General features: G+C 72.6%; 20 protein-coding genes and 2 pseudogenes. 17 read left to right on the top strand and 5 right to left on the bottom strand.

Features of this window, described 5'->3' with window-relative positions:
* The first annotated feature begins 6 nt into the window (after positions 1-6).
* The 6 genes from AB0I16_RS14335 to AB0I16_RS14310 all read left to right on the top strand — a co-directional run bounded on the left by AB0I16_RS14335 (position 7) and on the right by AB0I16_RS14310 (position 5,574).
* Positions 7-1,209, top strand: coding sequence for an MBL fold metallo-hydrolase (locus tag AB0I16_RS14335; RefSeq protein WP_363249667.1), 1,203 nt, complete (start codon positions 7-9; stop codon positions 1,207-1,209).
* A 448-nt stretch (positions 1,210-1,657) separates the two neighbouring features.
* A complete protein-coding gene (locus AB0I16_RS14330; RefSeq protein ID WP_363249666.1) occupies positions 1,658-3,532 on the top strand; it encodes an ATP-binding protein in 1,875 nt (624 codons plus the stop codon).
* Between the two features lie 126 nt (positions 3,533-3,658).
* Positions 3,659-4,093 carry a roadblock/LC7 domain-containing protein gene (locus tag AB0I16_RS14325; protein ID WP_363249665.1) on the top strand — a complete coding sequence of 145 codons (435 nt, stop codon included), beginning with the start codon at positions 3,659-3,661 and terminating at the stop codon, positions 4,091-4,093.
* Between the two features lie 2 nt (positions 4,094-4,095).
* On the top strand, positions 4,096-4,467 hold the full coding sequence (locus AB0I16_RS14320) for a DUF742 domain-containing protein (RefSeq protein WP_363249664.1): 372 nt from the start codon (positions 4,096-4,098) through the stop codon (positions 4,465-4,467).
* Entirely contained in the window at positions 4,445-5,038 is a 594-nt protein-coding gene (locus AB0I16_RS14315) for an ATP/GTP-binding protein (protein ID WP_363249663.1), read from the top strand. Before AB0I16_RS14320 ends, AB0I16_RS14315 begins: the two co-directional genes overlap by 23 nt.
* On the top strand, positions 5,035-5,574 hold the full coding sequence (locus AB0I16_RS14310; protein WP_363249662.1) for a GAF domain-containing protein: 540 nt from the start codon (positions 5,035-5,037) through the stop codon (positions 5,572-5,574). Before AB0I16_RS14315 ends, AB0I16_RS14310 begins: the two co-directional genes overlap by 4 nt.
* Before the next feature lie 185 nt (positions 5,575-5,759).
* Here the strand turns inward: AB0I16_RS14310 and AB0I16_RS14305 are convergent, their stop codons facing one another.
* Positions 5,760-8,483: a LuxR family transcriptional regulator gene (locus AB0I16_RS14305; protein ID WP_363249661.1), complete on the bottom strand. Its 2,724-nt coding sequence runs from the start codon at positions 8,481-8,483 to the stop codon at positions 5,760-5,762.
* Positions 8,484-8,661: 178 nt separating this feature from the next.
* On the opposite strand from AB0I16_RS14305, the gene AB0I16_RS14300 reads away from it, so the two are divergent.
* Positions 8,662-10,812 carry a M4 family metallopeptidase gene (locus tag AB0I16_RS14300; protein ID WP_363249660.1) on the top strand — a complete coding sequence of 717 codons (2,151 nt, stop codon included), beginning with the start codon at positions 8,662-8,664 and terminating at the stop codon, positions 10,810-10,812.
* A gap of 120 nt (positions 10,813-10,932) precedes the next feature.
* On the opposite strand, the gene AB0I16_RS14295 is transcribed toward AB0I16_RS14300, so the two are convergent.
* Positions 10,933-11,142 carry a hypothetical protein gene (locus tag AB0I16_RS14295; RefSeq protein WP_363249719.1) on the bottom strand — a complete coding sequence of 70 codons (210 nt, stop codon included), beginning with the start codon at positions 11,140-11,142 and terminating at the stop codon, positions 10,933-10,935.
* Here AB0I16_RS14295 and AB0I16_RS14290 point away from each other — a divergent pair.
* Positions 11,042-12,098: pseudogene (locus AB0I16_RS14290) on the top strand (phytase). The gene AB0I16_RS14295 and the pseudogene AB0I16_RS14290 overlap by 101 nt on opposite strands.
* A 111-nt stretch (positions 12,099-12,209) precedes the next feature.
* Here AB0I16_RS14290 and AB0I16_RS14285 read toward each other — a convergent pair.
* Positions 12,210-12,309, bottom strand: a pseudogene (locus AB0I16_RS14285) (IS5/IS1182 family transposase); the annotation flags it as partial.
* Positions 12,310-12,520: 211 nt separating this feature from the next.
* Positions 12,521-15,511 carry a S8 family serine peptidase gene (locus AB0I16_RS14280; protein WP_363249659.1) on the bottom strand — a complete coding sequence of 997 codons (2,991 nt, stop codon included), beginning with the start codon at positions 15,509-15,511 and terminating at the stop codon, positions 12,521-12,523.
* A 277-nt stretch (positions 15,512-15,788) separates the two neighbouring features.
* On the opposite strand from AB0I16_RS14280, the gene AB0I16_RS14275 reads away from it, so the two are divergent.
* The 5 genes from AB0I16_RS14275 to AB0I16_RS14255 all read left to right on the top strand — a co-directional run bounded on the left by AB0I16_RS14275 (position 15,789) and on the right by AB0I16_RS14255 (position 20,696).
* Complete coding sequence (locus AB0I16_RS14275) at positions 15,789-16,772, top strand: transcriptional regulator (protein ID WP_363249658.1); 984 nt, start codon at positions 15,789-15,791, stop codon at positions 16,770-16,772.
* 128 nt (positions 16,773-16,900) lie between these two features.
* Complete coding sequence (locus AB0I16_RS14270) at positions 16,901-17,317, top strand: hypothetical protein (protein WP_363249718.1); 417 nt, start codon at positions 16,901-16,903, stop codon at positions 17,315-17,317.
* A 109-nt stretch (positions 17,318-17,426) separates the two neighbouring features.
* The gene (gene tdh, locus AB0I16_RS14265) at positions 17,427-18,455 is read left to right on the top strand and encodes an L-threonine 3-dehydrogenase (protein WP_363249657.1); all 1,029 of its coding nucleotides are present in this window, start codon (positions 17,427-17,429) and stop codon (positions 18,453-18,455) included.
* A gap of 54 nt (positions 18,456-18,509) precedes the next feature.
* A complete protein-coding gene (locus AB0I16_RS14260) occupies positions 18,510-19,706 on the top strand; it encodes a glycine C-acetyltransferase (protein ID WP_363249656.1) in 1,197 nt (398 codons plus the stop codon).
* Between the two features lie 90 nt (positions 19,707-19,796).
* A complete protein-coding gene (locus tag AB0I16_RS14255; protein WP_363249655.1) occupies positions 19,797-20,696 on the top strand; it encodes a LysR family transcriptional regulator in 900 nt (299 codons plus the stop codon).
* A gap of 193 nt (positions 20,697-20,889) precedes the next feature.
* On the opposite strand, the gene AB0I16_RS14250 is transcribed toward AB0I16_RS14255, so the two are convergent.
* Positions 20,890-21,963 carry an alkene reductase gene (locus tag AB0I16_RS14250; RefSeq protein WP_363249654.1) on the bottom strand — a complete coding sequence of 358 codons (1,074 nt, stop codon included), beginning with the start codon at positions 21,961-21,963 and terminating at the stop codon, positions 20,890-20,892.
* 108 nt (positions 21,964-22,071) lie between these two features.
* Here AB0I16_RS14250 and AB0I16_RS14245 point away from each other — a divergent pair, with 108 nt between their 5' ends.
* The 4 genes from AB0I16_RS14245 (at position 22,072) to AB0I16_RS14230 (ending at position 24,785) form a co-directional block, all read left to right on the top strand.
* Complete coding sequence (locus AB0I16_RS14245; protein WP_363249652.1) at positions 22,072-22,443, top strand: MerR family transcriptional regulator; 372 nt, start codon at positions 22,072-22,074, stop codon at positions 22,441-22,443.
* A 91-nt stretch (positions 22,444-22,534) separates the two neighbouring features.
* A complete protein-coding gene (locus tag AB0I16_RS14240) occupies positions 22,535-23,113 on the top strand; it encodes an XRE family transcriptional regulator (protein ID WP_363249651.1) in 579 nt (192 codons plus the stop codon).
* 217 nt (positions 23,114-23,330) lie between these two features.
* Positions 23,331-24,320 (top strand): alpha/beta hydrolase, encoded by a 990-nt coding sequence (locus AB0I16_RS14235; protein WP_363249650.1) that lies wholly within the window; start codon positions 23,331-23,333, stop codon positions 24,318-24,320.
* Positions 24,321-24,392: 72 nt separating this feature from the next.
* The gene (locus AB0I16_RS14230) at positions 24,393-24,785 is read left to right on the top strand and encodes an MmcQ/YjbR family DNA-binding protein (protein WP_363249649.1); all 393 of its coding nucleotides are present in this window, start codon (positions 24,393-24,395) and stop codon (positions 24,783-24,785) included.
* The last annotated feature ends 162 nt before the right edge of the window (positions 24,786-24,947 follow it).

Genomic DNA, 24,947 nt, shown 5'->3' with positions numbered 1-24,947 from the left:
GGTCCCGTGTCACGGTCCCTGATTCCCGGGCTCCGCTCGCTGCGGTCCCTCGCCTTCGGTGCGGACCCGGCGGGCGCGCGGCTGGCGCGAATCCGCCGGTCGCCGAACTTCTCCGTGGCCGAAGGGTCGTTCCAGAACCCCGTGGGGGCGCGGACCAGGCCGTCCGGTTCCACCCTGGAGTTCGCGAAGATCTACTTCCGCAGGGAGGAGCGGCTCCGCCGCGGCCCCGCGGGCACGGTCCCCGTGCACTCCACCACGCTCGCCGACCTCGCCAAGCCGCCCGCCGACGGACTGCGGATCACCTGGATGGGGCATTCGAGCGTGCTCGCCGAGATCGACGGGCGCCGCGTCCTGTTCGACCCGGTGTGGGGCGAGCGGTGCTCGCCGTTCTCCTTCGCGGGGCCCAGGCGCCTGCACCCCGTACCCGTGCCCCTCGAAGCGCTCGGCCCGGTCGACGTGGTCGTCATCTCGCACGACCACTACGACCACCTGGACCTGCCCACGATCAAGGCCCTGGTCGGCACCGGCACCGTCTTCGCCGTACCGCTCGGCGTCGGCGCCCACCTGGAGCGCTGGGGCGTGCCCGCCGACCGGCTCCGCGAGCTGGACTGGCACGAGTCGGCCGAGGTCGCGGGCCTGACGCTGACGGCCACGCCCGCGCGCCACTTCTGCGGCCGCGGCCTGCGCAACCAGCAGCACACGCTCTGGGCGTCCTGGGTGGTCGCGGGGCAGGGCCACCGCGTCTTCCACAGCGGGGACACGGGGTACTTCGCCGGCTTCCGCGACATCGGCGCCGAGTACGGCCCCTTCGACGTCACGATGATCCAGATCGGCGCCTACTCGGAGTTCTGGCCCGACATCCACATGACCCCCGACGAGGGGCTGCGGGCCCACCTCGACCTCCAGGGAGGGCGGCCGCACGGCGTGCTGCTGCCGATCCACTGGGCGACGTTCAACCTCGCGCCGCACCCCTGGCCGGAGCCGGGCGAGGGCACGCTCGCGGCGGCGCGCCGCGCGGGCGCCGCCATCGCCCTGCCCTGCCCCGGACAGCCCTTCGAGCCCGGATCGCGGACCCTGCCGGACGCGCCCTGGTGGCGCGGCGTCGCCGCCGTACCGCCCGGCGGCTGGCCCGAGGTGCCCCCGGCGGCGGCCGGGCCGCGGCCCACGGCGGCGGACAGCGGCGACACGGAGGCCGCGCCGGTCGGCTGACCCGCCGATCCGCGGCGGGGCGCCTTGCCCCCGCCGGCCACGCCCACAGCGCCGCCCGCTCCTCGTGAGCGGGCGGCGCTTCGCTGTCTCTGCGGAGTCCCGGGGGCCTCCTGCCGCCCGTCCTGGGGGTCCTCCTGCCGCCCGCCCCCGTGCGTTTTCCTGCCGCCCGACGGCCGTCCCGGGCCCGATGCGGACCCGCGTACGACCCGATTCGGACCCCTGTACGAGGCGTCATACCAGAGCGGGACGCTGCCCCGCCGACTTTCCCAAGCGCCCACCGCACCCGCCGCGCGGCCGACTACCGTGTGTGGCCGTCGGGCGACGTAGGGATCACGGGGCGGCGATGGCCTCGCGGACCTGCCGGCCGGCACGGCGCTGCCGCGAACCCGCCGCACCTGAGGAGTCGGGCCGCCCGCCGAACCCCCGTCGCAACGTACCGAGGACGCAGATGTCGCACCTACGCGCACCGGCCACCCGCGCAGACCGCCGAGAGGGCGGGCGGCACGGCAAGCCCGGCAGCCGTGCCGCCACCGCACTCCCCGAGGCCCACATAAGGCCCCAGCTCCTGCGGATCGCGGTCCTGCCCGCCGTGGCCGTGGGCCTCAGCGCCTGCGCGGCCGTGCTGTTCACGCTGCGCTCGGCCGGGATGACCCCCGGCCCCGTCCTGCTCGCCGTCCTCGGCGCCGCCGCGCTCGTCGGCCTCACCGGCATCGCGGTCGCCGCCGTGGCCGCCGACCGCGCCGCGAAGACCGTACGGGACCGGATCGGCACGCTGCGCCACGCCACGGCCAAGGGCCAGGGCGAGCTGCGGGAGGTCGTCGAGAAGCTGCGCAGGGGCGAGCCGCCGCCCACGCGCGGCACACCGCCGAGGACCCGTCAGGGAGCCGACGAGTTCGACCTGCTCGCCGACGAGCTGAGCCGCGCGCAGGACGCCGCGGTCGGCGCCGTGGTGCGGGCGTCGCAGCTCTCCAGCCACGCGGGCAGCGAACAGAAGGTCGAGGTCTTCGTGAACCTCGCGCGCCGTCTGCAGTCCCTGGTGCACCGCGAGATCTCCCTGCTCGACGAGTTGGAGCACGAGGTCGAGGACCCCGAACTGCTCAGGGGCCTCTTCCACGTCGACCACCTCGCCACCCGCATCCGCAGGCACGCCGAGAACCTCGCCGTCCTCGGCGGCGCCGTCTCGCGCCGGCAGTGGAGCCACCCCGTCTCCACGACCGAGGTGATGCGCTCGGCCATCGCCGAGGTCGAGCAGTACTCCCGCGTCAAACTGGTGCCGCCCATCGCCGGCACCCTGCGCGGGCACGCCGTCGCCGACGTCATCCACCTGCTCGCCGAACTCGTCGAGAACGCCACGGTGTTCTCCGCCCCGCACACCCAGGTCCTGCTCCGCGCCGACCTCGTGACGGCCGGGCTCGCGGTGGAGGTCGAGGACCGGGGGCTCGGCATGCCCCTCACCGAGCAGAACAAGATGAACCGCCTGCTCGCCGACCCCGACCAGGTGAACGTGGCGAGCCTCCTGCAGGACGGCCGCATCGGGCTCTACGTGGTCGCCGCGCTCGCCCGCAGGCACGGCGTGGCCGTCCGGCTCCAGACCAACATCTACGGCGGCGTCCAGGCCGTGCTGATCGTGCCGCAGGAACTCCTCGGCGACGAGCCGGAGGCGGAACCGGCCAAGGGGCGCCCCGGCGCCCGTGCGGCCGTACGGGGGAGCGCCGCCGCCGGAGGGACCGCGGAGGGGACCACCGCCTCGGGCACGGCCGGTGCGGCCGGTGCGGCCGACGGTGGGACGGACGCGGGCACGGCAGCCGCGGACGGCGCCCCGGCTGCGCGACCCTCCGCCCCCCTCCCGGCCGACGGGCCCCGCACCGGCGCGGTACCCGTACCGCTCCCGCCACGGACCGAGGCGCCCGCGACCGTGCCCGCGGCGCGGCCGGGCCCCTCCCACGGGCCCGCGCCCCTGCCCGTGCGCGGCGCCCGGCAGGAGCGGCCGACCCCCGCCGAGGCCGTCCCCGGCATCCGGCAGGAGGACCGGGCGGCGGTGGCCCAGCACGCGGGCACGTTCCCCACACCGCTGAACGGAGCGGTGCGCGGCCGGGTCGGCAGACCGCAGCTGCCCAAGCGGAAGGCGCAGGAACACATCGCCCCGCAGCTGCGGGACTCCCCGGCGCCGCGCCCCGAGGGCGACGTCGTCGGCCACGACCCGGGCCTCATGGCCGCCTTCCAGCGCGGCATCGGCCTCGCCCAGGCGCAGGACGCGCGCGATCCCACCCCGCCGGAGCACGGGAACGGCCTCCCGTCCGACGGGCGCGGACACGGCGGCTGACCAGCACCACACGCCCGAAGACCCGTCCCTCTTCCCCCCACCGCCCCCCGCTCCCGCCCAGCCTTCCCCCACCGCCCCTGCCCCGGCAGACCCTCGTACGTCCGTACCCCAAGGAGTCGATCCACCATGGCGAGCGATGCGCCGACCGGTCATGTATCCGACCTCGACTGGCTGATGAGTGGCCTCGTGCAGCGTGTACCGCACACCCACAGCGCCGTCCTGCTCTCCTCCGACGGACTCGTGAAGTCGGTGCACGGCCTCGACCCCGACAGCGCCGACCACATGGCCGCCCTCGCCTCGGGCCTCTACTCGCTCGGGCGCAGCGCGGGCATCCGCTTCGGCGACGGCGGCGACGTCCGGCAGGTCGTCGTGGAACTGGACTCCACGCTCCTGTTCGTCTCCACCGCGGGCTCCGGCACCTGTCTCGCCGTGCTCGCGGGCAGGGACGCCGACGCGGCGGTCCTCGGCTACGAGATGGCGATGCTGGTCAAGAGCGTGCGCCCCTACCTGGTCACCGCGCCGAGGCAGCCGGTCGGCGAACCCACGCCGATGAGGCACTGACCGTGGCGGCCCCGCATGACGGGCCCTGGCTCGACGACGCGGCGGGGCGGCTCGTCCGCCCCTACACCGTCAGCGGCGGACGGACCAGACCGACCACCCCACTCGATCTGCTCTCCCAGGTCATGGCCACCGGGGCGACCCCTCTCGGCTACCTCGGACCAGAGCATTCCGCGGCCCTCGGCCAGTGCGAGGCACCCACCTCCGTGGCCGAGATCGCGGCCCAGCTGAAGCTGCCCGCGGTCGTCACCAAAGTGATCCTCGGCGATCTCCTCGACTGCGGGGCCCTCACCACGAAGGCCCCGGACTTCTCCCACAACCCCACTGACCGTTCCCTGTTGGAGGCAGTGCTCGATGGATTACGACGACAGCTCTGACCCCTTCCCCACCGCGCTGAAGATCTTGGTCGCCGGGGGATTCGGGGTCGGCAAGACGACCTTCGTGGGCGCGGTCAGCGAGATCGCGCCGCTCAGCACGGAGGAACTGCTCACGACGGTGAGCGAGGGCACCGACGACCTGTCGGGCGTCGAGAACAAGACCACCACGACCGTCGCCATGGACTTCGGACGGATCACGCTCGACCCCGAGCACGTGCTGTACCTCTTCGGTACGCCGGGACAGGAACGGTTCTGGTTCATGTGGGACGAGCTGTCGGCGGGCGCGCTCGGCGCGGTCGTGCTCGCCGACACCCGCCGCCTGGAGGACTGCTTCGCCGCCGTGGACTTCTTCGAACAGCGCGGCCTGGGCTTCATCGTCGCCATCAACGAATTCGACGGCGCCCACCGCTACGAGCCCGACGAGGTGCGCTCCGCGATCGACCTGGACCCCCGGGTGCCGGTGGTGCGCTGCGACGCGCGGATCTCCAGCTCCGGCATCCAGACCCTCCTGATCCTCGTCAGACACCTGCTCGACCATGCGCCGGCACCCAGCTACGGAGCCCACACGTGATGCACGACCCGACCGGTCGTCTCCTGCTCACCCCCGTCGACAAGGAAGCCCCCGCACGGGTGCGCAGACTGCGGGACCTGGACATCGGGGGACGGGCCGAGCCGGCCCTCGACGCCTTCGCGGCCCGGGTCGCCGAGCTGACCGGCGCACCGTACGCGATGGTCAACTTCATCGACGAGGAGCGGCAGTTCTTCGCGGGCCTGCACGCCGTCGACGGGCGGGCCTTCGGCGCGGTGGGCCGCTACCTGGCCCGCGACCACGGGTACTGCCCGCACGTGGTGGTGCGCCGCAAGGCCCTCGTCCTCGAAGACGTCCGCGACTTCCCGCGCTTCGCGGGCAACCCCGTCGTCGACGAGATCGGCATCCGCTCCTACCTGGGCGCGCCCCTCCTCGACCACACGGGGATGGCGCTCGGCACCGTCTGCGCCGTCGACGTCGAGCCGCGCCGCTGGGGCAGGGCGGGGCTCGACACCATCAAGACGGTGGCCGCGGAGCTCGTCGGGCAGATCCACCGCAGAGAGGCCGGCGGAATCTGAGCCCGGCTACACAGGGATCGGGCTCACCGCGGCAGGGGTGACGCCCGTACAGGCAACACCGGCACGAGCGAAGGAGCCTTCCCCGGAGCGCTGATCCCGGCGACCACCGCAAGGTGGTCCAGGCTACGCGCGGCAGCTCCAGGGCAAATCCGGGAGCATCCCGGAGCTGGAGCCGTACGGTCGGGTCACTCGCGTGCTGGTGTGACGGCGTGCGCGAGCTGGAAGCGTGAGTGCAGGCCGAGTTTCCGGTAGACGCGGGTGAGGGTCGCTTCGACCGTCTTGACGCTGACGGTGAGGGTGGTGGCGATGTCGCGGTTGCTCGCTCCGGCGGCGGCGAGCTCGGCGCAGCGTTGTTCGGCGGAGGTGAGGCGGGGGCGGGCGTTGTTGTCCGTGGGGGCGGCTTCCAGTCGGCTGAGGGTGTGCGCGGCGGTTTCGGTCCAGGGGTGTGCGTGGTGGGCGGTGAAGAGGTCGGCGGCGCTCTGCGCGGCGGTGCGGGCGCTGGCGCGCCGGCGTCCGCGTCGTTCCGTGTGGCTGAGCGCCAGCAGGGTCCGGCCCCGTTCGAGGGGAAGGTGGCGGAGGCGGTCGGCCGCGTCGGTGAGGCGTCCGGCCGCGGTGTCGTAGTCGCCGCGGGCCGCGTCCAGAAGCGCCTGGGTGCGTTCGAGTGCAGGGAGGACCGCGTCCCTGCCGAGGTCGGTCGCTGTGCGGCGGGTGTCGTCCAGGAGGCTCTGCGCCCGGTCGAGGTGGCCGATGGCGACGAGGGTCTCGGCGAGTTCGGGATGCCAGCGCAGGACGGAGGGGTCGCGGACCTGCTGGAGCTCCTCCAGTGCGCGGACCTCCTCCAGGGCCTCCAGGGCTTCCTTGGGGCGGTTGGTGGCCAGGAGGAGGTGGCCGAGGGCGAAGAGGTTGCGGGAGAGGAAGATCTTGTTGTCCTCCTGCCGGGCGGTGTCGACTCCGCGGTGTGCGTGGACGAGGGCGAGGTCGGTGCGTCGGGCGGTGCCCTCGACGAGGGCGGAGGTGTAGCACGCGGGTGAGGGGGACAGGGAGGTCTCGTCCGTCAGCGCCTGCGCGCGGTGGGCGTGGTGCAGTGCTCTGGCGCACCGTCCGGCGCGGAGTTCGGCCTCGGCGAGGCTGCGCAGGATGTCCACGGTCGCCTCGGTGTCTCCCGTCCGCTCGGCTTCGACGAGCAGGGGAAGCAGCGCGGTGCGGGCGTCGTCCGGATGGTCGTCGAAGAGGGCGTGCCGGGCGGCGAGGTGCTGGGGTGTGCCGTTGACCGGGATGGAGGCGGTGCGTGGCAGGGACAGTGCGCGGCTGAGCGTGGTCTCGGCGTCGGGGTGGCCGAGGACGCGTTGGAGGCGGGCCCGCATCGTGAGGGCCATGACGGTGGTGGGGGTGTCGTCGGCGGCTTCGGCGAGGGCGGTGGCCCGGCCGGCCAGGGCGCACGCCCGGTGGGGGTCGCCGTCGTTGACGTTGGCCCAGATGGATTGGCGGATGAGTATCCGCGCGGTGAGATCGGGTCGTCCGACCGCCGCGTGGAGTGCGGCGGCGAACAGTTCGTCCGCGCTGTGCAGGCGTCGGCCGCTCGCGTCGATCAGGGCGACGAGGGCGTCGACGTGTTGGGCGGGGGTGGGGTCGTGGCCCAGGACGAGTCGGGCGGCGGCCCGGCTGCGGGGGAGGTCGCCGTAGTGGGCGGCGTCGCGTACGGCGGTCAGGGCCCGTTCGGTGAGCAGTTCGCTGTCGTCGTGCGGGGTGCGCTGGGCGGCGAGGAGGGAGAGCTCTGCCGCGAGTGCGTGGTCGCCGCGCTGCCGCGCGCGGACGGCGGCGCGGGCGGCGCGGCGGGCTGTTTGCCGGTCGGGGCCATCGGCCGCCAGCGCGGTGTGCCGGTCGCGGCGGACGCTGTCGTGGCTGGCCTCGGCCAGGCGGGCGTGCAGGCGTCTGCGCTCGTCGCCCGGCAGCCGGGCCACGAGTTCGGTGCCGATCGCGGAGGCGGTGAACCGTACGCTCCTGTCCGCCCGTTCGATGTCGAGCAGCCCCGCTGCCTCGGCCTGGGTGAGGAGGGCCTCGGCTGCCGGGTCGGTCAGGCGGCCGAGCAGTTCGAGGTCGGGCCGGTCGTCCAGTGCGGCGAACGTCAGGAGTTCCTGTACCTGGGCCGGTACCTCGTCCAGCCACTCGCCCACCAGCCGGCGGGCCGTCGGCGGCAGGGCGGTGTCGCTCTCACCGCCCAGGTCCGGGAGCGGGCGCGAGGCGTCGGCCAGCGCGAGGGCCAGGGCCGGGTTTCCTCCACTGTGGGTGTGGATGCGCGTGACCTCGCGGGGGGCGAGCCGGTACGGGGACAGCAGAGTCGCGACCTGAGGGGACGTCAGGGGTGGGACGCGCACCGCGCATGTGTCCTCTCCGCACCAGTGGCCCGCGGCTCCCGGGCGCCAGGTGCGCTCGGCCGCGATGACGGCAAGGCCCGGGGTCAGGCGCAGCGCCCAGCCCAGGACGGCCGCACTGGCCGCGTCCAGCCACTGGGCGTTGTCCACCACCAGCGTCATCGGTGGAGCCTCCCGCAGCAGAGCGGTGGTCTGCCGGCGCAGCCGCAGGGACCGACCGGCATCGTCCGGAGAACCCGGCCGGCCGGCGGCCTCGTCGACTGCCGCCGCCAGTTCCCGCGCGCCGGGCAGTGCCGGTAGGGCCAGCGCGAGTTCGAGCAGCCCGGCACAGGGAACCAGGGCATCCTGCGGACGCGGGGCCAGCCGCAGGACGGGCAGGCCCAGCCGTCGTCCCAGCTCCCCGGCCGCGGTGGTCTTCCCGCTTCCGGGCGGCCCGAACAGGACCACCCGGCGGGTGCCGTGCACGTCTTCCGGCACTACCGGCAGCACGGGACCGGCCTCGTGGAACGCGTTCATCCACATCGCAGAGTCTGGCATCGGGCCATGGTGGGCCCGCCGGGCCTCCCCGTCCAGATCAAGGGGTTGCCCCGATGTCGGCCGCCTCCCTCGTCCTTAGCCTCATGGCCACAGCCGAGCCAACTGCTGCCGAACGCCCCCCGAGCCCCAGATGACGTTCTGCAGCTTTTCCCCGTCAAGGCCCGGCGGAAGGATTGCGATGTACCGCAAGAACGCCCTGGCAGCCGGTGTGGCGGCAGCCCTCGCCCTGGGCTCCCTCACCATGGTGGCCACCCAGTCCAGCGCGGCCCCCCGGCCCGCCGCGGCCGCCGACACCTCCGCGGACCGATCTGGCGCCGGGTTCCGAAAGCTGACGGCTGACGCGCGCCGCGAGGCAATACGCACGGCCGGCCGGAATGCCGCCGCGACCGCCCGCGAACTCGGCCTGGGCCCCGAAGAGCGCCTGGTGGCCAAGGACGTGCTGATCGACACCGCCGGTACCCGGCACGTGCGCTACGACCGCACCTACAGACGCCTGCCGGTGATCGGCGGCGACCTGGTGGTGCACCTCGCCAAGAACGGCAAGATCACCGGCTCGGACCTGGCGCACCAGGGCGCCGTCCGGATCCCCGGCATCACCCCGAAGCTGACGGCGGCCAAGGCATCCGCCAAGGCCGTGAAGCACGCCAAGCACGTGAAGCACGCCAAGGCCGCGGGCAAGGACAGCACCCTGGTGGTGTACGCGGCCGGCAAGATACCCGTCCTCGCCTACCGCTCGACCGTCACCGGCGAGGGCGAGACCGGCCCCGCCTCGCGGGAGGCGGTGATCGTCGACGCGACCAGCGGCGCGCCGTTGGACCAGTACGAACTGCACCAGAGCGCCACGGGGACCGGCAACGGCGTCACCTCCGGACAGGTCTCCATCGAGACCACCCAGACCGGCAGCGGCTACACCCTGACCGACGCGGCGCACGGCGGCACGGTCGTCTACGACTCGTACAACAGCCCGCAGTCGAACCCGAGACAGAACGCCCGGGCCTTCTCCAAGACCACCAACTCCTGGGGCAACGGCACCAGTTCCAGCCGCGAGAGCGCCGCCGTGGACGCCTCCTACGGCCTGGCGAAGACCTGGGACTACTACAAGAACGCCTTCAACCGCTCCGGTATCCGCAATGACGGCCGCGGCGCCCCCGCCTACGTCCACGTCGACACCGGCCTGCTGAACGCCTTCTACGACGACAACTGCTTCTGCATGTACTTCGGCGACGGCTCCTCGCAGAACGGCAACACCCCGGTCACCGCGTTGGACGTGGCCGGCCACGAGATGAGCCACGGCGTCACCGCCGCCACCGCCAACCTCACCTACTCCGGCGAGTCCGGCGGCCTCAACGAGGCCACCAGCGACATCTTCGGCACCATGGTCGAGTTCTCCGCCGACAACGCCGGCGACCCGGGCGATTACTACATCGGCGAGAAGCTCAACATGTCGGGCGGTTACATGCGCCGGATGGACAACCCCGCCGCCGACGGCAGGTCGCTGTCCTGCTGGAACTCGAACGCCGGCTCGTCGGACGTGCACCTCTCCTCCGGCATCGGCAACCACTTCTTCTACCTGGCGGCCGAGGGCACCGGCGCGAAGACCATCAACGGACGCTCGCACAACGGGACCACCTGCAACAACGACACCTTCGCGGGCATCGGCAAGGACAAGGCCGCAGCGGTCTGGTACCGGGCGCTGTCCACCTACATGACCTCCGCCACCAACTACGCCGGCGCCCGCACCGCCACCTTGCAGGCCGCTGCCGACCTGTACGGCACCAACTCCCAGGAGCGCTACCTCGTCTCCAAGGCATGGGCGGCCGTCAGCGTCGGCACCGCCCTGCCCGACCCCGGCACCGGCACCCCCACCCCCGATCCGACCGATCCCCCCAGCGGGAACGCGCTGACCAACGGCAGCTTCGAGCAGGGCACCAGCGGCTGGACCCAGAGCGACAACATCATCACCAACTCGTCCCTGCAGACCGCGCGTGACGGGTCCTGGTACGCCTGGATGATGGGCTACGGCGCCGACGCCGTCGAGTCCCTGTCCCAGTCGAACATCGCGGTGCCCTCCACCGGCACCCCGAAGCTCTCCTTCTCGCTGAAGGTCTCCACCCAGGAGTCCGGCTCCACGGCCTACGACACGCTCAAGGTCAAAGTGAACGGCACCACACTGGCCACCTACTCCAACGCCAACGCGAGCGCGGGATACGTCCAGAAGACCGTCGACCTGTCCGCCTACAAGGGCAAGACGGTGAAGCTGGAGTTCGCCGGCACCGAAGACACCTACCTGTCGACCGTCTTCCTTCTCGACGGTATCGCCATCGGCTGACCGGTCCCGCTCACCACCAGTGCTCCCGCGGCCGGAGCCCCTGCTCGGGTGCTCCGGCCGCGGGAGCCACCGCATGCGCCGGGGCGGTACGGTCCCCACTCCGCGGGTTTCGCGGTGCGTTCAACCGCCGTTCATCTTTATGTCGCGTACATGGCTCGCGACCTCGTTCGCACTCCCGGCCCAGGCTTCCGGGATCGACGGCGTCCTGCCGAAGGCCGAGACCGCGCCGCTGTACGACGACGAGGCGGGCGGCAACGCCGACGCGGACGACCCGGCGATCCGGCGCAACTCCGCCGGCCCGGGCCGCAGCCTGGTGATCGCGACGGCCAAGCAGGGTGGCCTGCGGGTCTACGACCTGGACGCCCGCCAGTGCGGTCGGTCCCCGCCCCGGCCGGGCCGGGCGCCGACGACAAGCCCGGCCGATTCAACAACGTCGACCTGGTGCAGGGCCTGCGCCTGGGCGGCGGGCGTGCGGACGTCGCGGTGGTCAGCGACCGCGGCAACGACCGGCTGCGGATCTACCGCATCGACCGCGACAAGCCCGGCGGCCCGCTCACCGACGTCACCGACCCGGGAGCGCGCCCCGTGTTCTCCGCCGACCAGGCCGAGATCAACGAGCAGCAGACCGCGTACGGCCTGGCCACCTGGACCGACCGCGCCACCGGCCGCTCCTACGCGCTGGTCAGCCGGCGCAACCGCACCCGGATCGCTTTGATGGAACTGGTCGCCACCTCGGCCGGCACGGTCGGGTACCGACAGGTCCGCGTCCTCGACCTGCCGTCCTCCTTCCGGATGCCCAACGGCGCCTCCTGGACGCCGTGCGGCGAGCCGGGTGAACTGCCGCAGGTCGAGGGCATCTGGCGCATCGACGCCGGCCGGGGACCTACGACGAGGAGACCGAGGAGTGCACGCCAGGCGTCGACCCCGGCTTCGGTGGCACGCACGTCAGCGCCGACGTCGAGGGCCTGACCCTGGTCACCGAGGGGGACGGCGACGGCTACCTGCTCGCCTCCAGCCAGGGTGACAACACCTTCGTCGCCTACGACCGGGAGCGCGACGAGGACAACGAGTACGAGAGCGCCTTCCGCGTCGCCGCGGCCTCCACCACCCTCGACGGCTCCGAGGTGTGCGACGGCGCCGCCGCCCTCAACGCCCCGCTCGGCACCCGCTACCCGAACGGCCTGCTCGTCGTCCAGGACGGCGAGGAGACACCCGGTGACGGCGACCGCGAGACCACCGGCTTCAAGTTCGTCGACCTCGGCGAGGTAGTCGACACCCTCGACTGATCAACGAACGCCGCGGGCGCACGGTGACCACACCGTGCGCCCGTCCCGCCGTCCCGCCGTCCCGCCTCGAAGAGGCGCGCCGACAGCCACCGACGGCATCCTTCGGCCTGCCCGCTCGCGGCGGTGAGGGTGACCAGGCCGGTGCCCCCCAGCCGCCGTCCGCGACGACCGTGGTGCGACCGACGGCGTCCTCGGCTCCGGACAGTTCCCATCGCGACGCCGGACTCAGGGCCCGGGCCCGCGCCCAGCGCGCCATGCCGCCGTACTGCCGCCCGACGAGGACGAGCCGCTGACCCGGGGCCGGCCGGCGACTGCGGCACCGAGCCGACGACACGTCGCGGTTCGAGTAGTCGGCCCGTGCGGAGCACGCCTGCGGGGGCGGCATGCGTGTGCGTGCCGCCCCCGCAGGTGGGTGCCGGGATTCAGTTGAGGGTCAGGAAGGAGCCCGCCCCGTTGCCGTACTCGATCCAGGCGCCGGACCGGGCGTCCGCCGGGACGCCGGACCAGGCGGCGGTCAGGTCGGTCGGCACGCCGGGGGTGACACGGCCCTGGCGCGGCGTGACCGTGACCTTGCCGGTGGCGGGGCTGTCCGCGGTGATGTGGTTCGCCTGATAGGTGTACGGAGTGACGGTCTCGTTCTCGGCCCCGATCGCGACCGGGGACACGAAGATGGCGTCGGCCGTGGGATGCGGCACGGTGATGGTGACCGTTCCGTCGCTGTCGGGGCCGGCGAGTTGGACGTCCTGGAGGACCCCGTCGACCTTCCTGCCCCAGAGGACGCCCGTGAGCGTGTCCTCTGCCGCGTCGAAGCGGACCGTGATCTGCGACGCCTTGGTGCCGGACGGGATCTTGGCGTCGTAGGAGATCTGCTGCGTCGTGGTCAGGGTGCCCTTGGTGGTGTCCGAGGCGACCGGTCCGTAGGCGGTGGCCGTCAGGGTGCTGGTGGCCGGGGTGACCGAGAACTTGGTCGAGCCGCTGGAGCCGGAGCCCTTGATCTCGGCGGGGGCGCGGACGATCTGCGGGGTGACGGCGATCGGGCTGCGGACGGTGGTGCGGCCGGAGGTCCAGGTGAGGGCCCCGGTGTCGACGCGTCCTGCGGGCGCGGTGGTCACGTCCAGGGTGACGGTGAAGGTGCGCTTCTGGCCGGGGTGGTCGAAGCGCAGTACGGACGGGCTCACGGTGGCCTTGATGCCGGGGAGGTCCACCCGGGCGCGGTAGGTGCCCGCCGATGTCGCGGTGACGGTGCGGGTGACGGTCTGCTTGCCGAAGAGGTCGCCGATGGCTATGGAGGGGTAGTTGAGGTCGCTCGGGTCGATGGCCTTCGTTCCGGTTCCGGTGTCCACGCCGGAGCCTTCGAGGTACGCGAGCCAGTCCCGCTCACCCGAGTCGTAGACGAGTCCGGGCCGCAGCATGGCCCGTGCCTCCACCTCGCCGGCGCCCTGCGCGAAGGCGTCGTCGCTGTTCCTGCCCTCCGCGGTCTTCGTCGGCGTGGCGGTGGTCATCATGGCCGACTTGATGCTCATCGGGGACCAGGTGGGGTGCTCCGAGAGGTAGAGCGCCGCCAGGCCGGAGATGTGCGGGGTGGCCATGGAGGTGCCGGAGTAGTAGTCGAAGTCGTGGCCCTTGTTGCCGTCCGGGGACACGGCCGCGAGGATCGTGACGCCGGGCGCGGTGATGTCGGGCTTGAGCAGGTCGCCGTTGCCGACGAGCGAGGGGCCGCGCGAGGAGAAGTCGGCCACCTGCGGGTAGGCGTCCGAGGTGCCTCCCTTGGCGAGGGTGGCGGTGGCCCCGTCCGTGGCGGCATAGGTGCGAACGGCGGTCGCCTCGGGGGTGTTGAGATGGACGGTCGGCAGGCTGTGCAGGTCACCGTCCGTGCTCTCGTCGCTGGAGTTCACCAGGACGACGCCGATGCCGCCGGCCCGCCGGACCTCGGCGGACTTGTCGGGGCGGGAGTTGTAGCCCCGTTCGCAGACGACGATCTTCCCGGCCGTGCGGGCGGGGTCGAGGGAGTCCGGCATGCAGAATTCCGCGTAGACGTCCACGGTGTCGGGGTCCTTGACCGCGGAGCCCAGGACGAGCGGGGCGGGGCCGACCTTCCGGTGCACGGTGGTGCTGATGCCGGTGTGGCTCGTGCCGTTGCCGAGGGTCACGGTGCCGGTGTGCGACGCGATGGTGCCGGCGGCGACCGTGGTGGTCCAGGGCGCGGTGTTGTCGAGGCTGGACGCCTTCGGGCCGGAGTTGCCCGCGGCGGTGGCGACGAAGACTCCGGCCGCGGCGGCGTTGCGGAGCGCGACCTGTGCCGGGTTGTTGTACGCGCTCTCGAACGTGCCGCCGAGCGAGTAGTTGATGACGTCCACGCCGTCGGCGACGGCCTGGTCGATGGCGGCGACGATGTCGCTGGTCAGACCGCCGTCCGACTGGCCGTCCTTGCTCTGCCAGAGAGCCTTGTAGACGGCGATGGTGGCTGCGGGGGCCACACCGGAGACGGTGCCGAGGTCCTCACCGTCGACCTTGGCGGGGACGTTGGCGTTGCCGGCCGCGGTGGACGCCGTGTGGGTGCCGTGGCCCTGGCTGTCGCGCGGGGAGACGTATCCGGCCCGGTTGGACTCCGGAACGGCGTCGAACCAGGCGTCGCCGAAGTAGCGGGCGCTGATGACCTTCTCGTTGCAGGCCGCGGCGGTGAATCTGTCGCCGGTCTGGCAGGTGCCCTTGAAGGTGCCGCCGTCCGCCTTGTGCATCACGGTGGCCGTGCCCACGCGGTAGGGGCGGTAGCGGTCCTTCTTGCCGGGCTTGCGGGAACTCAGGGCCGGGGCGTCGAAGGAGGGGTTCTCGGGCCAGATGCCCGTGTCGATGTCGCCGATGACGATGCCCTTGCCGGCTTCGGCGGTCCCGCCGAGGGCCTTCCACAGCCCCTTGCGGCCGGGGAGCCCGAGGAAGTCGGTGGAGCTCCGGTCGTCGGTGGCCTTGAGGAACTGGTCGGGGGCGATGTGCACGACGCTCTTGGTGCGGGCGAGGCGCACCAGTTGGCGGGCGTCGAGTCGGGCGCTGAAGGTGTTGGTGGTGACCGCGTAGTGCTGCCGGACGGTGGCGCCGACCTTCTTGGCGACGCGGGTCTGCCGGCCCGTCAGGTGGGTGCGGTACCGCTTGGCGGCGGCCGATGCGACATCGAGCTTGCCGCCCTTGGCGGGTTTCGTGGCGCGCAGGTCGCCTACCCCGCCGTCGTAGGTGACCAGGGGCTCGTCGGCGAGGGTGACCAGGTAGGTGCCGGTGGCGGATGTGGCGATCGGAGCGGTGGCGGGGACGGCGGTGGCGGTCGTGGCCAGGGGAAGGCTGAGTGCGGAAAGGGCGGTGGTGAGCAAGGCGGCGAGGGCGGCCCGCCGGTTGCGCGATGTTCTTCGCGGCAGGAGTGACACGAACTCTCCTCATGGATTTCCACGCACACCGGAGAGGCGAGCGTGGGTGCTCGCCTGTGGCGTGAGCATGGGGACGGGAATCTCTGTCCGCCTGGCACCAGGGGTGACTGACGGGTGGTCCGGGATGAGTGAACGCTGTGCAAATACCGACTGTCCAGATAGCGTGATGGCGTCTTTGGCGGGGTGACCAAACGCGCCACGCGTGGGAAGACCGGTCGGCCCGCACCGAAGCACGGGCCTCCGGCGCCGTCCCCTCGGGTGGCAAGAAAGGCTGGCTGTGCTGGAAGCCGTGGGTGTGAGCGCGTTCGACGAGAACGTGTACCGGGCGGTGTTGTCGGCACAGCAGTGCACGGTGGGCGATCTCGCGGAGAGCGCGGGCGCCGGAGTGGCGCGTACCGGGCAGGCGTTGAAGCGGCTGGCCGGTCTCGGCCTCGTGCGGCGGGTGGGCCGGGGCCGCTGGGAAGCGGTGAGCCCCCGGTCGGCGCTCTCGGCCCTGCTGAACCGGCGTCGGTCCGAGACGGAGACGATGTACGGCGAAATGGAGGCGCAGCTGTCGGACCTCCAGCGCCTCTACTGGGCCCATCAGTTGACCTCGGACCCGGAAGCCCTGGTGGAGGTGCTCTCGGACCCGGAGACGATCGCCCGCCGGGTCGATGAGGTGCACCGGTCCGTCACCACCCATTTGTGGACGCTGGACAAGCCGCCGTACCTGGAGGCGGTCGGTCAGCCGCACTTCCACGAGCAGGAGAAGGCGGCCACCCGCGAGTGGGTGGAGCGCGGCGTGGACATCCGGGGCGTGTACTGCCTGGAGTCGATGGATCCGCCCGGGCGGATGGAGACCGTTCTGCGGCTCACTGCGCTAGGCGAGAAGTCGCGGCTGCTGCGTCATCTCCCGTTCAAGGCGCGGATCGTGGACCGCAGGGTGGCGATGGTGCCGCTGACCGGTGGCAGCAAGGAATCCATCGTGCTCGTGCATCCGTCGGGCCTGCTGGACGGTCTGATGGAGCTGTTCGAGGCGTACTGGGAACGCGCCGAACCCCTGCTCGCCCATCAGGTGGACGAGGTGGGGGAGGGGCCCAGCGAGGAGGAGTTGGTGCTCGTGCGTCTGCTGCACGCCGGCTTCAAGGACCAGGCGATCGCCCGGCAGTTGGGGGTCAGCGTACGCACGGCGACGCGGCGGGTGGCGGCTCTGATGCGCACACTGGACGCCGATACGCGGTTCCAGGCGGGGGTCCGGGCGCGGGAGTGCGGCTGGATATGAGCCCGCCGGGGGTTGCCCGCCTTCACCCGCTCGTGCGTCCGGTCAAGGTCCCGTCCCTGTCCGCCGAGGTGCGATACACCTAAGAGGTCGTTTTCATCAGCAGAGCCCGATACCTGATGTTTTGCGTAGTGCTGACGGGGGCAGAAGTCGCCTTGCGCCCGTATTCGAGCGATCTCTCCGACGCCCGCTGGGAGTTGATCGAGCCGGTCCTGACGGCCTGGCGTTACGAGCGCCACGGTCGGGCTCTGGGCTTCGGCCCGCTCGGCGGCTTCGGGAAGGCCGGCGGCCCCGGCATGTTCTCCCTGACAGATTCCGACCGCATCCGCGATCTGCTCGCCGCCGGCGGGTTCGACGAGGTGGAGGTGCAGCGGGTCGAGGCGGCGGGGATGTGGGGCGCAGACTCGGCGGACGCCTCGGCATTCCTGCTGGACTCCGGACGAGAAGCGCGCGAGTTCGTAAATCCCAGTACGCCGTACAGCATGGACCTACCCCGCCCTCACCGCCTCTTTCGAGGGCGGACAGGTGCGCTGACCGGCAAGGTCTGAAGGAAAGCTGCGGCGGCGCTTAAGAAAGTCTCGATGGACCCGGGCGCCGCCGTAGGGAAGATTCCTGTGCCGTCGGAGGAAGAAGCGACGTACGACAGGAGCCGTTGCGTTGAAGGCGCTGGTCAAGGAGAAGGCGGAGCCGGGTCTCCGGCTGATGGACGTACCGGAGCCGGTCATCGGCCACGGGGACGTCCTCATCAAGGTGCTCCGCACCGGGATCTGCGGGACCGATCTGCACATCCGGGCCTGGGACGGCTGGGCGCAGCAGGCGATCAGCGCGCCCCTGGTGGTCGGCCACGAGTTCGTCGGTGAGGTGGTCGGGACCGGCCGCGACGTCGCCGACGTCAAGGCGGGCGACCTCGTCAGCGGCGAGGGGCACCTGGTCTGCGGCAAGTGCCGCAACTGCCTGGCCGGGCGGCGCCACCTGTGCCGCGCCACGGTCGGCCTCGGCGTCGGGCGCGACGGCGCCTTCGCCGAGTACGTCGCGCTGCCCGCGGCGAACGTGTGGGTGCACCGGACGCCGGTGGACCTCGACGTGGCCGCGATATTCGACCCGTTCGGCAACGCCGTGCACACCGCCCTGTCCTTCCCGCTGGTCGGCGAGGACGTGCTGATCACCGGGGCGGGCCCGATCGGCCTCATGGCGGCCGCCGTGGCGCGGCACGCCGGCGCCCGCAACGTCGTGATCACCGACGTCAGCGAGGAGCGCCTGGAACTGGCCCGCAAGGTCGGCGTCAGCCTGGCCCTGAACGTGGCCGAGGCGACGATCGCCGACGGCCAGCGCGGACTCGGCCTGCGCGAGGGCTTCGACGTCGGCCTGGAGATGTCCGGCAACCCGCGCGCCATGCGCGACATGGTCGCCAACATGACCCACGGCGGCAAGATCGCCATGCTCGGTCTGCCGGCCGAGGAGTTCGCCGTCGACTGGGCCAGGATCGTCACCTCGATGATCACGATCAAGGGCATCTACGGCCGCGAGATGTTCGAGACCTGGTACGCGATGTCCGTCCTGCTCGAAGGCGGCCTCGACCTGGCCCCGGTGATCACCGGACGCTACGGCCACCACGACTTCGAGGCGGCCTTCGACGACGCGGCGAGCGGCCGCGGCGGCAAGGTCATCCTCGACTGGACCACCTGACCCGCGCCCCGCTCCGGCCCGCCCCTCCACGGCTCACCCCTTAAGGATTCCCGCATGTTCGACTCCGTACGCGAAGACCTCCGGACCACCCTCGACGAGATCCGCTCCGCCGGCCTGCACAAGCCCGAGCGCGTCATCGGCACCCCGCAGTCCGCCAAGGTCGCCGTCACCGCCGGGGGCCGCCCCGGCGAGGTCCTCAACTTCTGCGCCAACAACTACCTCGGCCTCGCCGACCACCCCGAGGTCGTCGCCGCCGCCCACGAGGCCCTGGACCGCTGGGGCTACGGCATGGCCTCCGTCCGCTTCATCTGCGGCACGCAGGAGGTGCACAAGGAACTGGAGGCGCGGCTCTCCGCCTTCCTCGGCCAGGAGGACACGATCCTCTACTCCTCGTGCTTCGACGCCAACGGCGGTGTCTTCGAGACGCTGCTCGGCCCGGAGGACGCGGTGATCTCCGACGCGCTCAACCACGCGTCGATCATCGACGGCATCCGCCTGTCCAAGGCCCGCCGCTTCCGCTACGCCAACCGCGACCTCGCCGACCTGGAGAAGCAGCTCAAGGAGGCTGCCGAGGGCGGCGCCCGCCGCAAGCTGATCGTCACCGACGGCGTCTTCTCCATGGACGGCTACGTCGCCCCGCTCGCCGAGATCTGCGACCTCGCCGACCGCTACGACGCCATGGTCATGGTCGACGACTCGCACGCCGTCGGCTTCGTCGGCCCCGGAGGCCGCGGCACCCCCGAGCTGCACGGCGTCATGGACCGCGTCGACATCATCACCGGCACGTTGGGCAAGGCCCTCGGCGGTGCCTCCGGCGGCTACGTCGCCGCCCGCGCCGAGATCGTCGCCCTGCTGCGCCAGCGCTCGCGCCCGTACCTCTTCTCGAACACGCTCGCCCCGGTGATCGCCGCGGCCTCCCTGAAGGTCCTCGACCTCCTGGAGTCGGCGGGCGACCTGCGCGAGCGGCTCGCCGCCAACACGGCGCTGTTCCGCTCGCGGATGACCGAGGAGGGCTTCGACATCCTCCCCGGCGACCACGCGATCGCCCCCGTCATGATCGGCGACGCGTCCGTCGCGGGCCGCATGGCCGAGCTCCTCCTGGAGCGCGGCGTCTACGTGATCGGCTTCTCGTACCCGGTGGTGCCGCAGGGCGCGGCCCGCATCCGGGTGCAGCTGTCGGCGGCGCACTCCACGGAGGACGTCGACCGGGCGGTCGACGCGTTCGTGGCGGCCCGCGCCGAGCTGGGCTGAAGCCTTCAGCGGTGCCCCGCCGGTCCCGTCCGCGGGGCGGGCCGCGGCCCGGGGCGGGGCACCGCCGGGGGGTGAGGGAGAATTGGCCGCATGATCGAAGCGCGGCGGCTGCACATCCTCCGTGCGGTGGCCGACCACCGCACGGTCACCGCCGCTGCCGCCGCGCTGTACCTCACGCCCTCGGCGGTGTCCCAGCAGCTCACGGCGTTGGAGCAGGAGACGGGGCACCGCCTGGTCGAACGCTCGGCGAGGGGTGTGCGCCTCACGCCCGCGGGCGAGATCCTGCTGACGCACACCAACGCGGTCCTGGCCCAGCTGGAGCGCGCCGAGGCAGAGCTCGCCGCGTACAGCTCCGGCGAGGCGGGGACGGTGACCGTCGCCTCCTTCGCCACCGGCATCGGCCTGGTCGTCGGCCCCGCCCTGGCCCGCCTCGCCGGCTCCGCGCCCGGCATCAGGCTGCGGGTGCGGGACGCCGAGGGGGACGCGAGCCTGCCGATGGTGCTCGACCGGCAGGTCGACGTGGCGGTGGCCGTGGAGTACCGGGGCGCGCCCGGCGCCGACGACCCCCGGCTGACCCGCGTGCCGCTCTACGCCGAGCCCTTCGACGCGGTGCTGCCGCTCGGCCACCGGCTCGCCGACGCGGACCGGGTGCCGCTCGCGGAGCTGGCCAAGGACGCCTGGATCGGCCCGTTCGCCGGGAACCCCTGCCACGACGTCGTGGTCCTCGCCTGCGAGCAGGCCGGGTTCCAGCCGCTGCTCGAACACTGGTCGGACGACTTCCGCGCGGTGGTGGCGCTCGCCTCGGCCGGGGCGGGCGTCGCCCTCGTACCGCGTTCGGCGCTGCGCGGCATGGACGTCTCGGGGGCCGTGGTGCGCCCCGTGGAGGGCGCCGCCCCCACGCGCCGGGTGTTCGCGGCGGTGCGGTGCGGCGCGGAGGGGCATCCGCTGATCCGCCCGGTCCTCGCGGCGCTGGGGGAAGCGGCGGGCTGAGGCCGTCCCCCCCGGCCGCCTCCGGCGCCCCACGAAACTCAGGTCCGGCCTCTTGACCCCGTGCTCGGCCCGTCACCAGCGTGACCGGCAAGCCGTCAGGGGAGTTCATCGTGAAGAGCGCACTGTCCACGCCAACTCCCGTGCCGACGGCCGGAGTCGCCCCGGCATCGGCGCTCCACGGCACGCGGGACGGTCAGGCCGCGTGCTGGTACGTCGGGTAGGTGAGGTACCCGGCGTCGCCGCCCTGGTAGAAGGTGCTCTCGTCGGCGGGCGCGAGAGGCAGCCCCGAGCGCAGGCGTTCGACCAGGTCGGGGTTGGCGAGGAAGCCGCGGCCGAAGGCGATCAGATCGGCGCCGAGGCCCAGCCAGTGGTCGGCCTCCGCCTGCCCGGTCTGCTGCGCGCCGCCCGGCATGGTCGGGCTGACGACGAGGGTGCCCGGCCAGGTCTTGCGCAGCAGGAGGAGGGTCTCCTCGTCGGTGGTGCCCTCCAGGTGGACGTAGGCGAGGTCGAGACGGGCCAGCTCCGTCAGCAGGGCGGTGTTCAGCTCGGCGGCGTCATCCTCGACGACGCCCCAGATGCCGCCGCCGGGCGACAGACGGATACCGGTACGGGCTGCGCCCACGGCCTCCACGGTGGCGGACGCCGCCTCGACGGCGAACCGTATCCGGCCGGTGATCGAGCCGCCGTAGCGGTCCTCGCGCAGGTTGGCGTTGGACGACAGGAACTGGGAGATCAAGTAGCCGTTGGCACCGTGCAGTTCGACTCCGTCGAAGCCCGCGTCGACGGCGCGGCGGGCGGCGTGCGCGTAGGACAGCGCATGCCCGGGGACCTCGTCGGTCGCCAGGGCCCGGGGCACGGGCATCGGCTGCGGGCCGCTCGGGGTGAACACGCTGCCCTCGCCGGGCACGGCCGACGGGCCGACCGGCCGGAGGCCCGTGGTCTCGTGGTGCGAGACCCTGCCGCCGTGCATGATCTGGGCGAAGAGACGTCCACCGCTGGTGTGGACCGCGTCGGTCACCTGCCGCCAGGAATCGGTCTGCTCGTCGGTGTACAGGCCGGGCGTGCCCGGGTTGGACTGCCCCACCAGGCTGGGCTGGACGCCCTCCGTGACGATCAGCCCGGCCGTGGCGCGCTGCGCGTAGTAGGCGGCCATCGAGGCAGTGGCCAGACCGCCGGCGGCGGCCCGGACGCGGCTCATGGGGGCCATGACGGTCCGGTTGGGCAGGGTGAGTCCGCCGAGGCGGTAACTGCTGAACAGGGAAGGCATGTCGGTTCTCCTCGCGTACCCGTGCGCTCCGGCTGCCGAAGCGCATGCGTACGCTAAAACCTGACACCGGTGTCAGGGGCAAATGGGAGAACGCCGCGGGAGGCAGCCATGCGGATCGGGGAACTCGCGGCACGCGCCGGAGTGAGTGTGCGGTCCTTGCGGTACTACGAGCAGCGGGGGCTGCTCACCAGCACCCGCACGCCGAGCGGGCAGCGGCGGTACACGGAGGACGACGTGGACCGCGTCCACTTCATCCAGGGGCTGTACGCGGCCAACCTCTCCAGCGGCACCATCGCCGAACTCATGCCGTGCCGCGAGGCCCCGAGCAGGCACAACTCCGACGCCACGCTGGAGCGGATGGCCCGCGAGCGCGAGCGGATCACGGCGCAGATCGACGGCCTCCTGAGGGCCAGGGACACCCTCGACAGGATGGCGGCCCTGGCCCGGGCCCACCGCGAGTCCCTGCCGCCGTCCCCCTGAGAGGACCGGTGGCCGCTCGCTGACGGACCGGAGTCCGTTGAGAGGCGGATCACGCTTGTCGGCATCCCAGATGCGGGATAGCGTGCCGGATATGGACGATCTTTCCAGGGAACACGACGGAGCCGACGCGCGCCTCGCCGCACGGCTGGCCGAACTGCGGGCCGAACACGGCTGGTCCCTGGGGGAGTTGTCGGAGCTGAGCGGCGTCAGCCGCTCCACCCTGTCCCGTGCCGAGCGCGCCGAGATCAGCCCCACCGCGGCCCTCCTCAACCGGCTGTGCGCGGTCTACGAACGCACCATGTCGCAGCTCCTGAGCGAGGTGGAGGCGGAGCCCGCGCAGCTCGTGCGCGCCGTCGACCAGGCGGTCTGGACGGACGACGACGCCGGCTTCATGCGCTGGTCGGTCTCCCCGCCGCACCTCGGGATGCGCGGCGAACTGGTCGAGGGCCGGCTCCAGCCGGGCGCCGACATCTCCTACGACCGGCCGCCCGTGCCCGGCCTCGAACAGCACATCTGGGTGCTCGAAGGCGCCCTTGAGGTCACGGTCCGGGGCGAGGCACACGCCCTGCGCACCGGCGACTGCCTGCGCTACCGGCTCTGGGGCGCCTCGCGCTTCCGCTGCCTGGGCGACGAAGAGGTGCGGTACGCGCTGGTGGTGGTGCAGCCGTGACGGTTCCACGGCGGGAGACGGCACCGCGGGGGGGGGCGGGGCGGATACGGGAGGGCGGGGGAGAGCCATGGGCGGGCCTGTCGTGCCGTACACGGCGCGTGATCCGCATGGCGGCGCCGGTGCGGGGGAGGCTGAGCGGGAACCGTGGAGCCGTCCGGCCACAGGGCCGCACGGCCGCGGACAGCCGCACACCGCCGTACGCAGGGAGCCCGCCGCGATGCCCGACCACTCCGACAGCGCCACGACCGCCACGCCCGCCACCTACACCGCCGGGCTGCTCAACGCGGCGGACGGCGTGCCCGTCGCCACGTACACCTGGCTGCCGGCCGACGGCAGGCCGCGTGCCTACGTGCAGATCGCCCACGGAGCCGCCGAACACGCCCTGCGCTACGACCGCTTCGCCCGGCACCTGACCGCGCGAGGCTACGGCGTGGTCGCCTCCGACCACCGAGGCCACGGCGCCACCGCGCAGGCCACCGGCGGTTACGGGGTGACCTCCGAGGGCGGGGACGGAGGCGCGGACGGCGCCGACAGCTGGCGGGCGATCGTCGACGACCTCAGGGCCATCGGCGACCAGGTGCGCACCCTGCACCCGGGACTGCCGTTCTTCCTCCTCGGGCACAGCCTCGGCTCGATGCTCGCGCGGGACTACGCCCAGGAGTACGCGGACGGCCTCGCGGGCGTGATCCTCTCGGGCACGTTCCGCTCGCTGCCCGGCGCCGACGTCCAGGGGGCGATCGAGCGCCTGGAGCGGGAGGTCGCCGAGGGCGGGCGCGCGGCGCGCTCCTCCTACGTCCCCGATCTCTTCGCCTCGTTCAACGACCCGTACCCGCACCGCACCGGCTTCGAGTGGCTCTCGCGCGACGAGGCGGAGGTCGACGCGTACGTCGCCGACGAGCGCTGCGGGTTCGCCTTCTCCGCGGGGCTCGCCCTGGACTGGGTGCGCGCCGTGCGCAAGATCAACGATCCGCGCAACATCGCGCGCGTCCCGTCCGACCTGCCGATCCACGTGGCGGTGGGGGAACAGGACCCGTGCAACCAGGGGATGACGCTGGTCCATGAACTCCTTGAGGACTTCCGGTACGCGGGGGCCGAGGACCTGACCTGGAAGGGCTATCCGGACGCGCGCCACGAGATCCTCAACGAGACGAACCGGGGCGAGGTCCAGGCCGACCTGACGGCGTGGCTGGACGAGCGGGTCCTGTGACGCTTCGGCGGCGGCTCCGGGGGCTCCGACGGCTTCGGCGGGATGTCAGTGGCGTTGGCTAACGTTCTCGCCATGCCGAAGACCAGATCCCGGGGCCGTACCGCCCACGTCACCTCGGACGACGTGCGCCGCGTCGCCCTCGCCCTGCCCGACACGGTGGAGAAGACCGCGTGGAGCATGCCCACGTTCCGCGTGTCCGGAAAGATGTTCGTGACGGTGCCCGACGACGAGACGTCCATCGCGGTGCGCTGCCCGAAGGTGGAGCGGGACGAGCTGGTCCTCGCCGAGCCGGAGAAGTTCTGGGTCGCCGCCCATGAGGCGGGATCGGCGTGGGTGCGGGTGCGGCTGGCGGAGCTGGACGAGGAGGAGCTGACGGACATCCTCGCGGACTCCTGGCGCCAGGCGGCCCCGCCCCGGCTCCTGGAGGAGCACCCGGAGCTGGGCGTGCTGCCGGGCGCGGAGTAGCGGAGCAGCGGGGAGCCGCGCGCGAACGGGTCGCGTCACAGATCGCGGAACAGTCGGGGCTACGGGCTACTGGGCTACGGGGTGATGGGGCGGGGAGCGAATGCGGCGACCGCTGCCCGCGCCGCATGGCATGATCCCGCCACAACTACAGGGGAGGGGTGG

The sequence above is a fragment of the Streptomyces sp. NPDC050703 genome (genome assembly GCF_040654435.1).
Taxonomy (GTDB): Bacteria; Actinomycetota; Actinomycetes; order Streptomycetales; family Streptomycetaceae; genus Streptomyces.
This window is presented reverse-complemented; position numbering and strand designations above follow the sequence as displayed.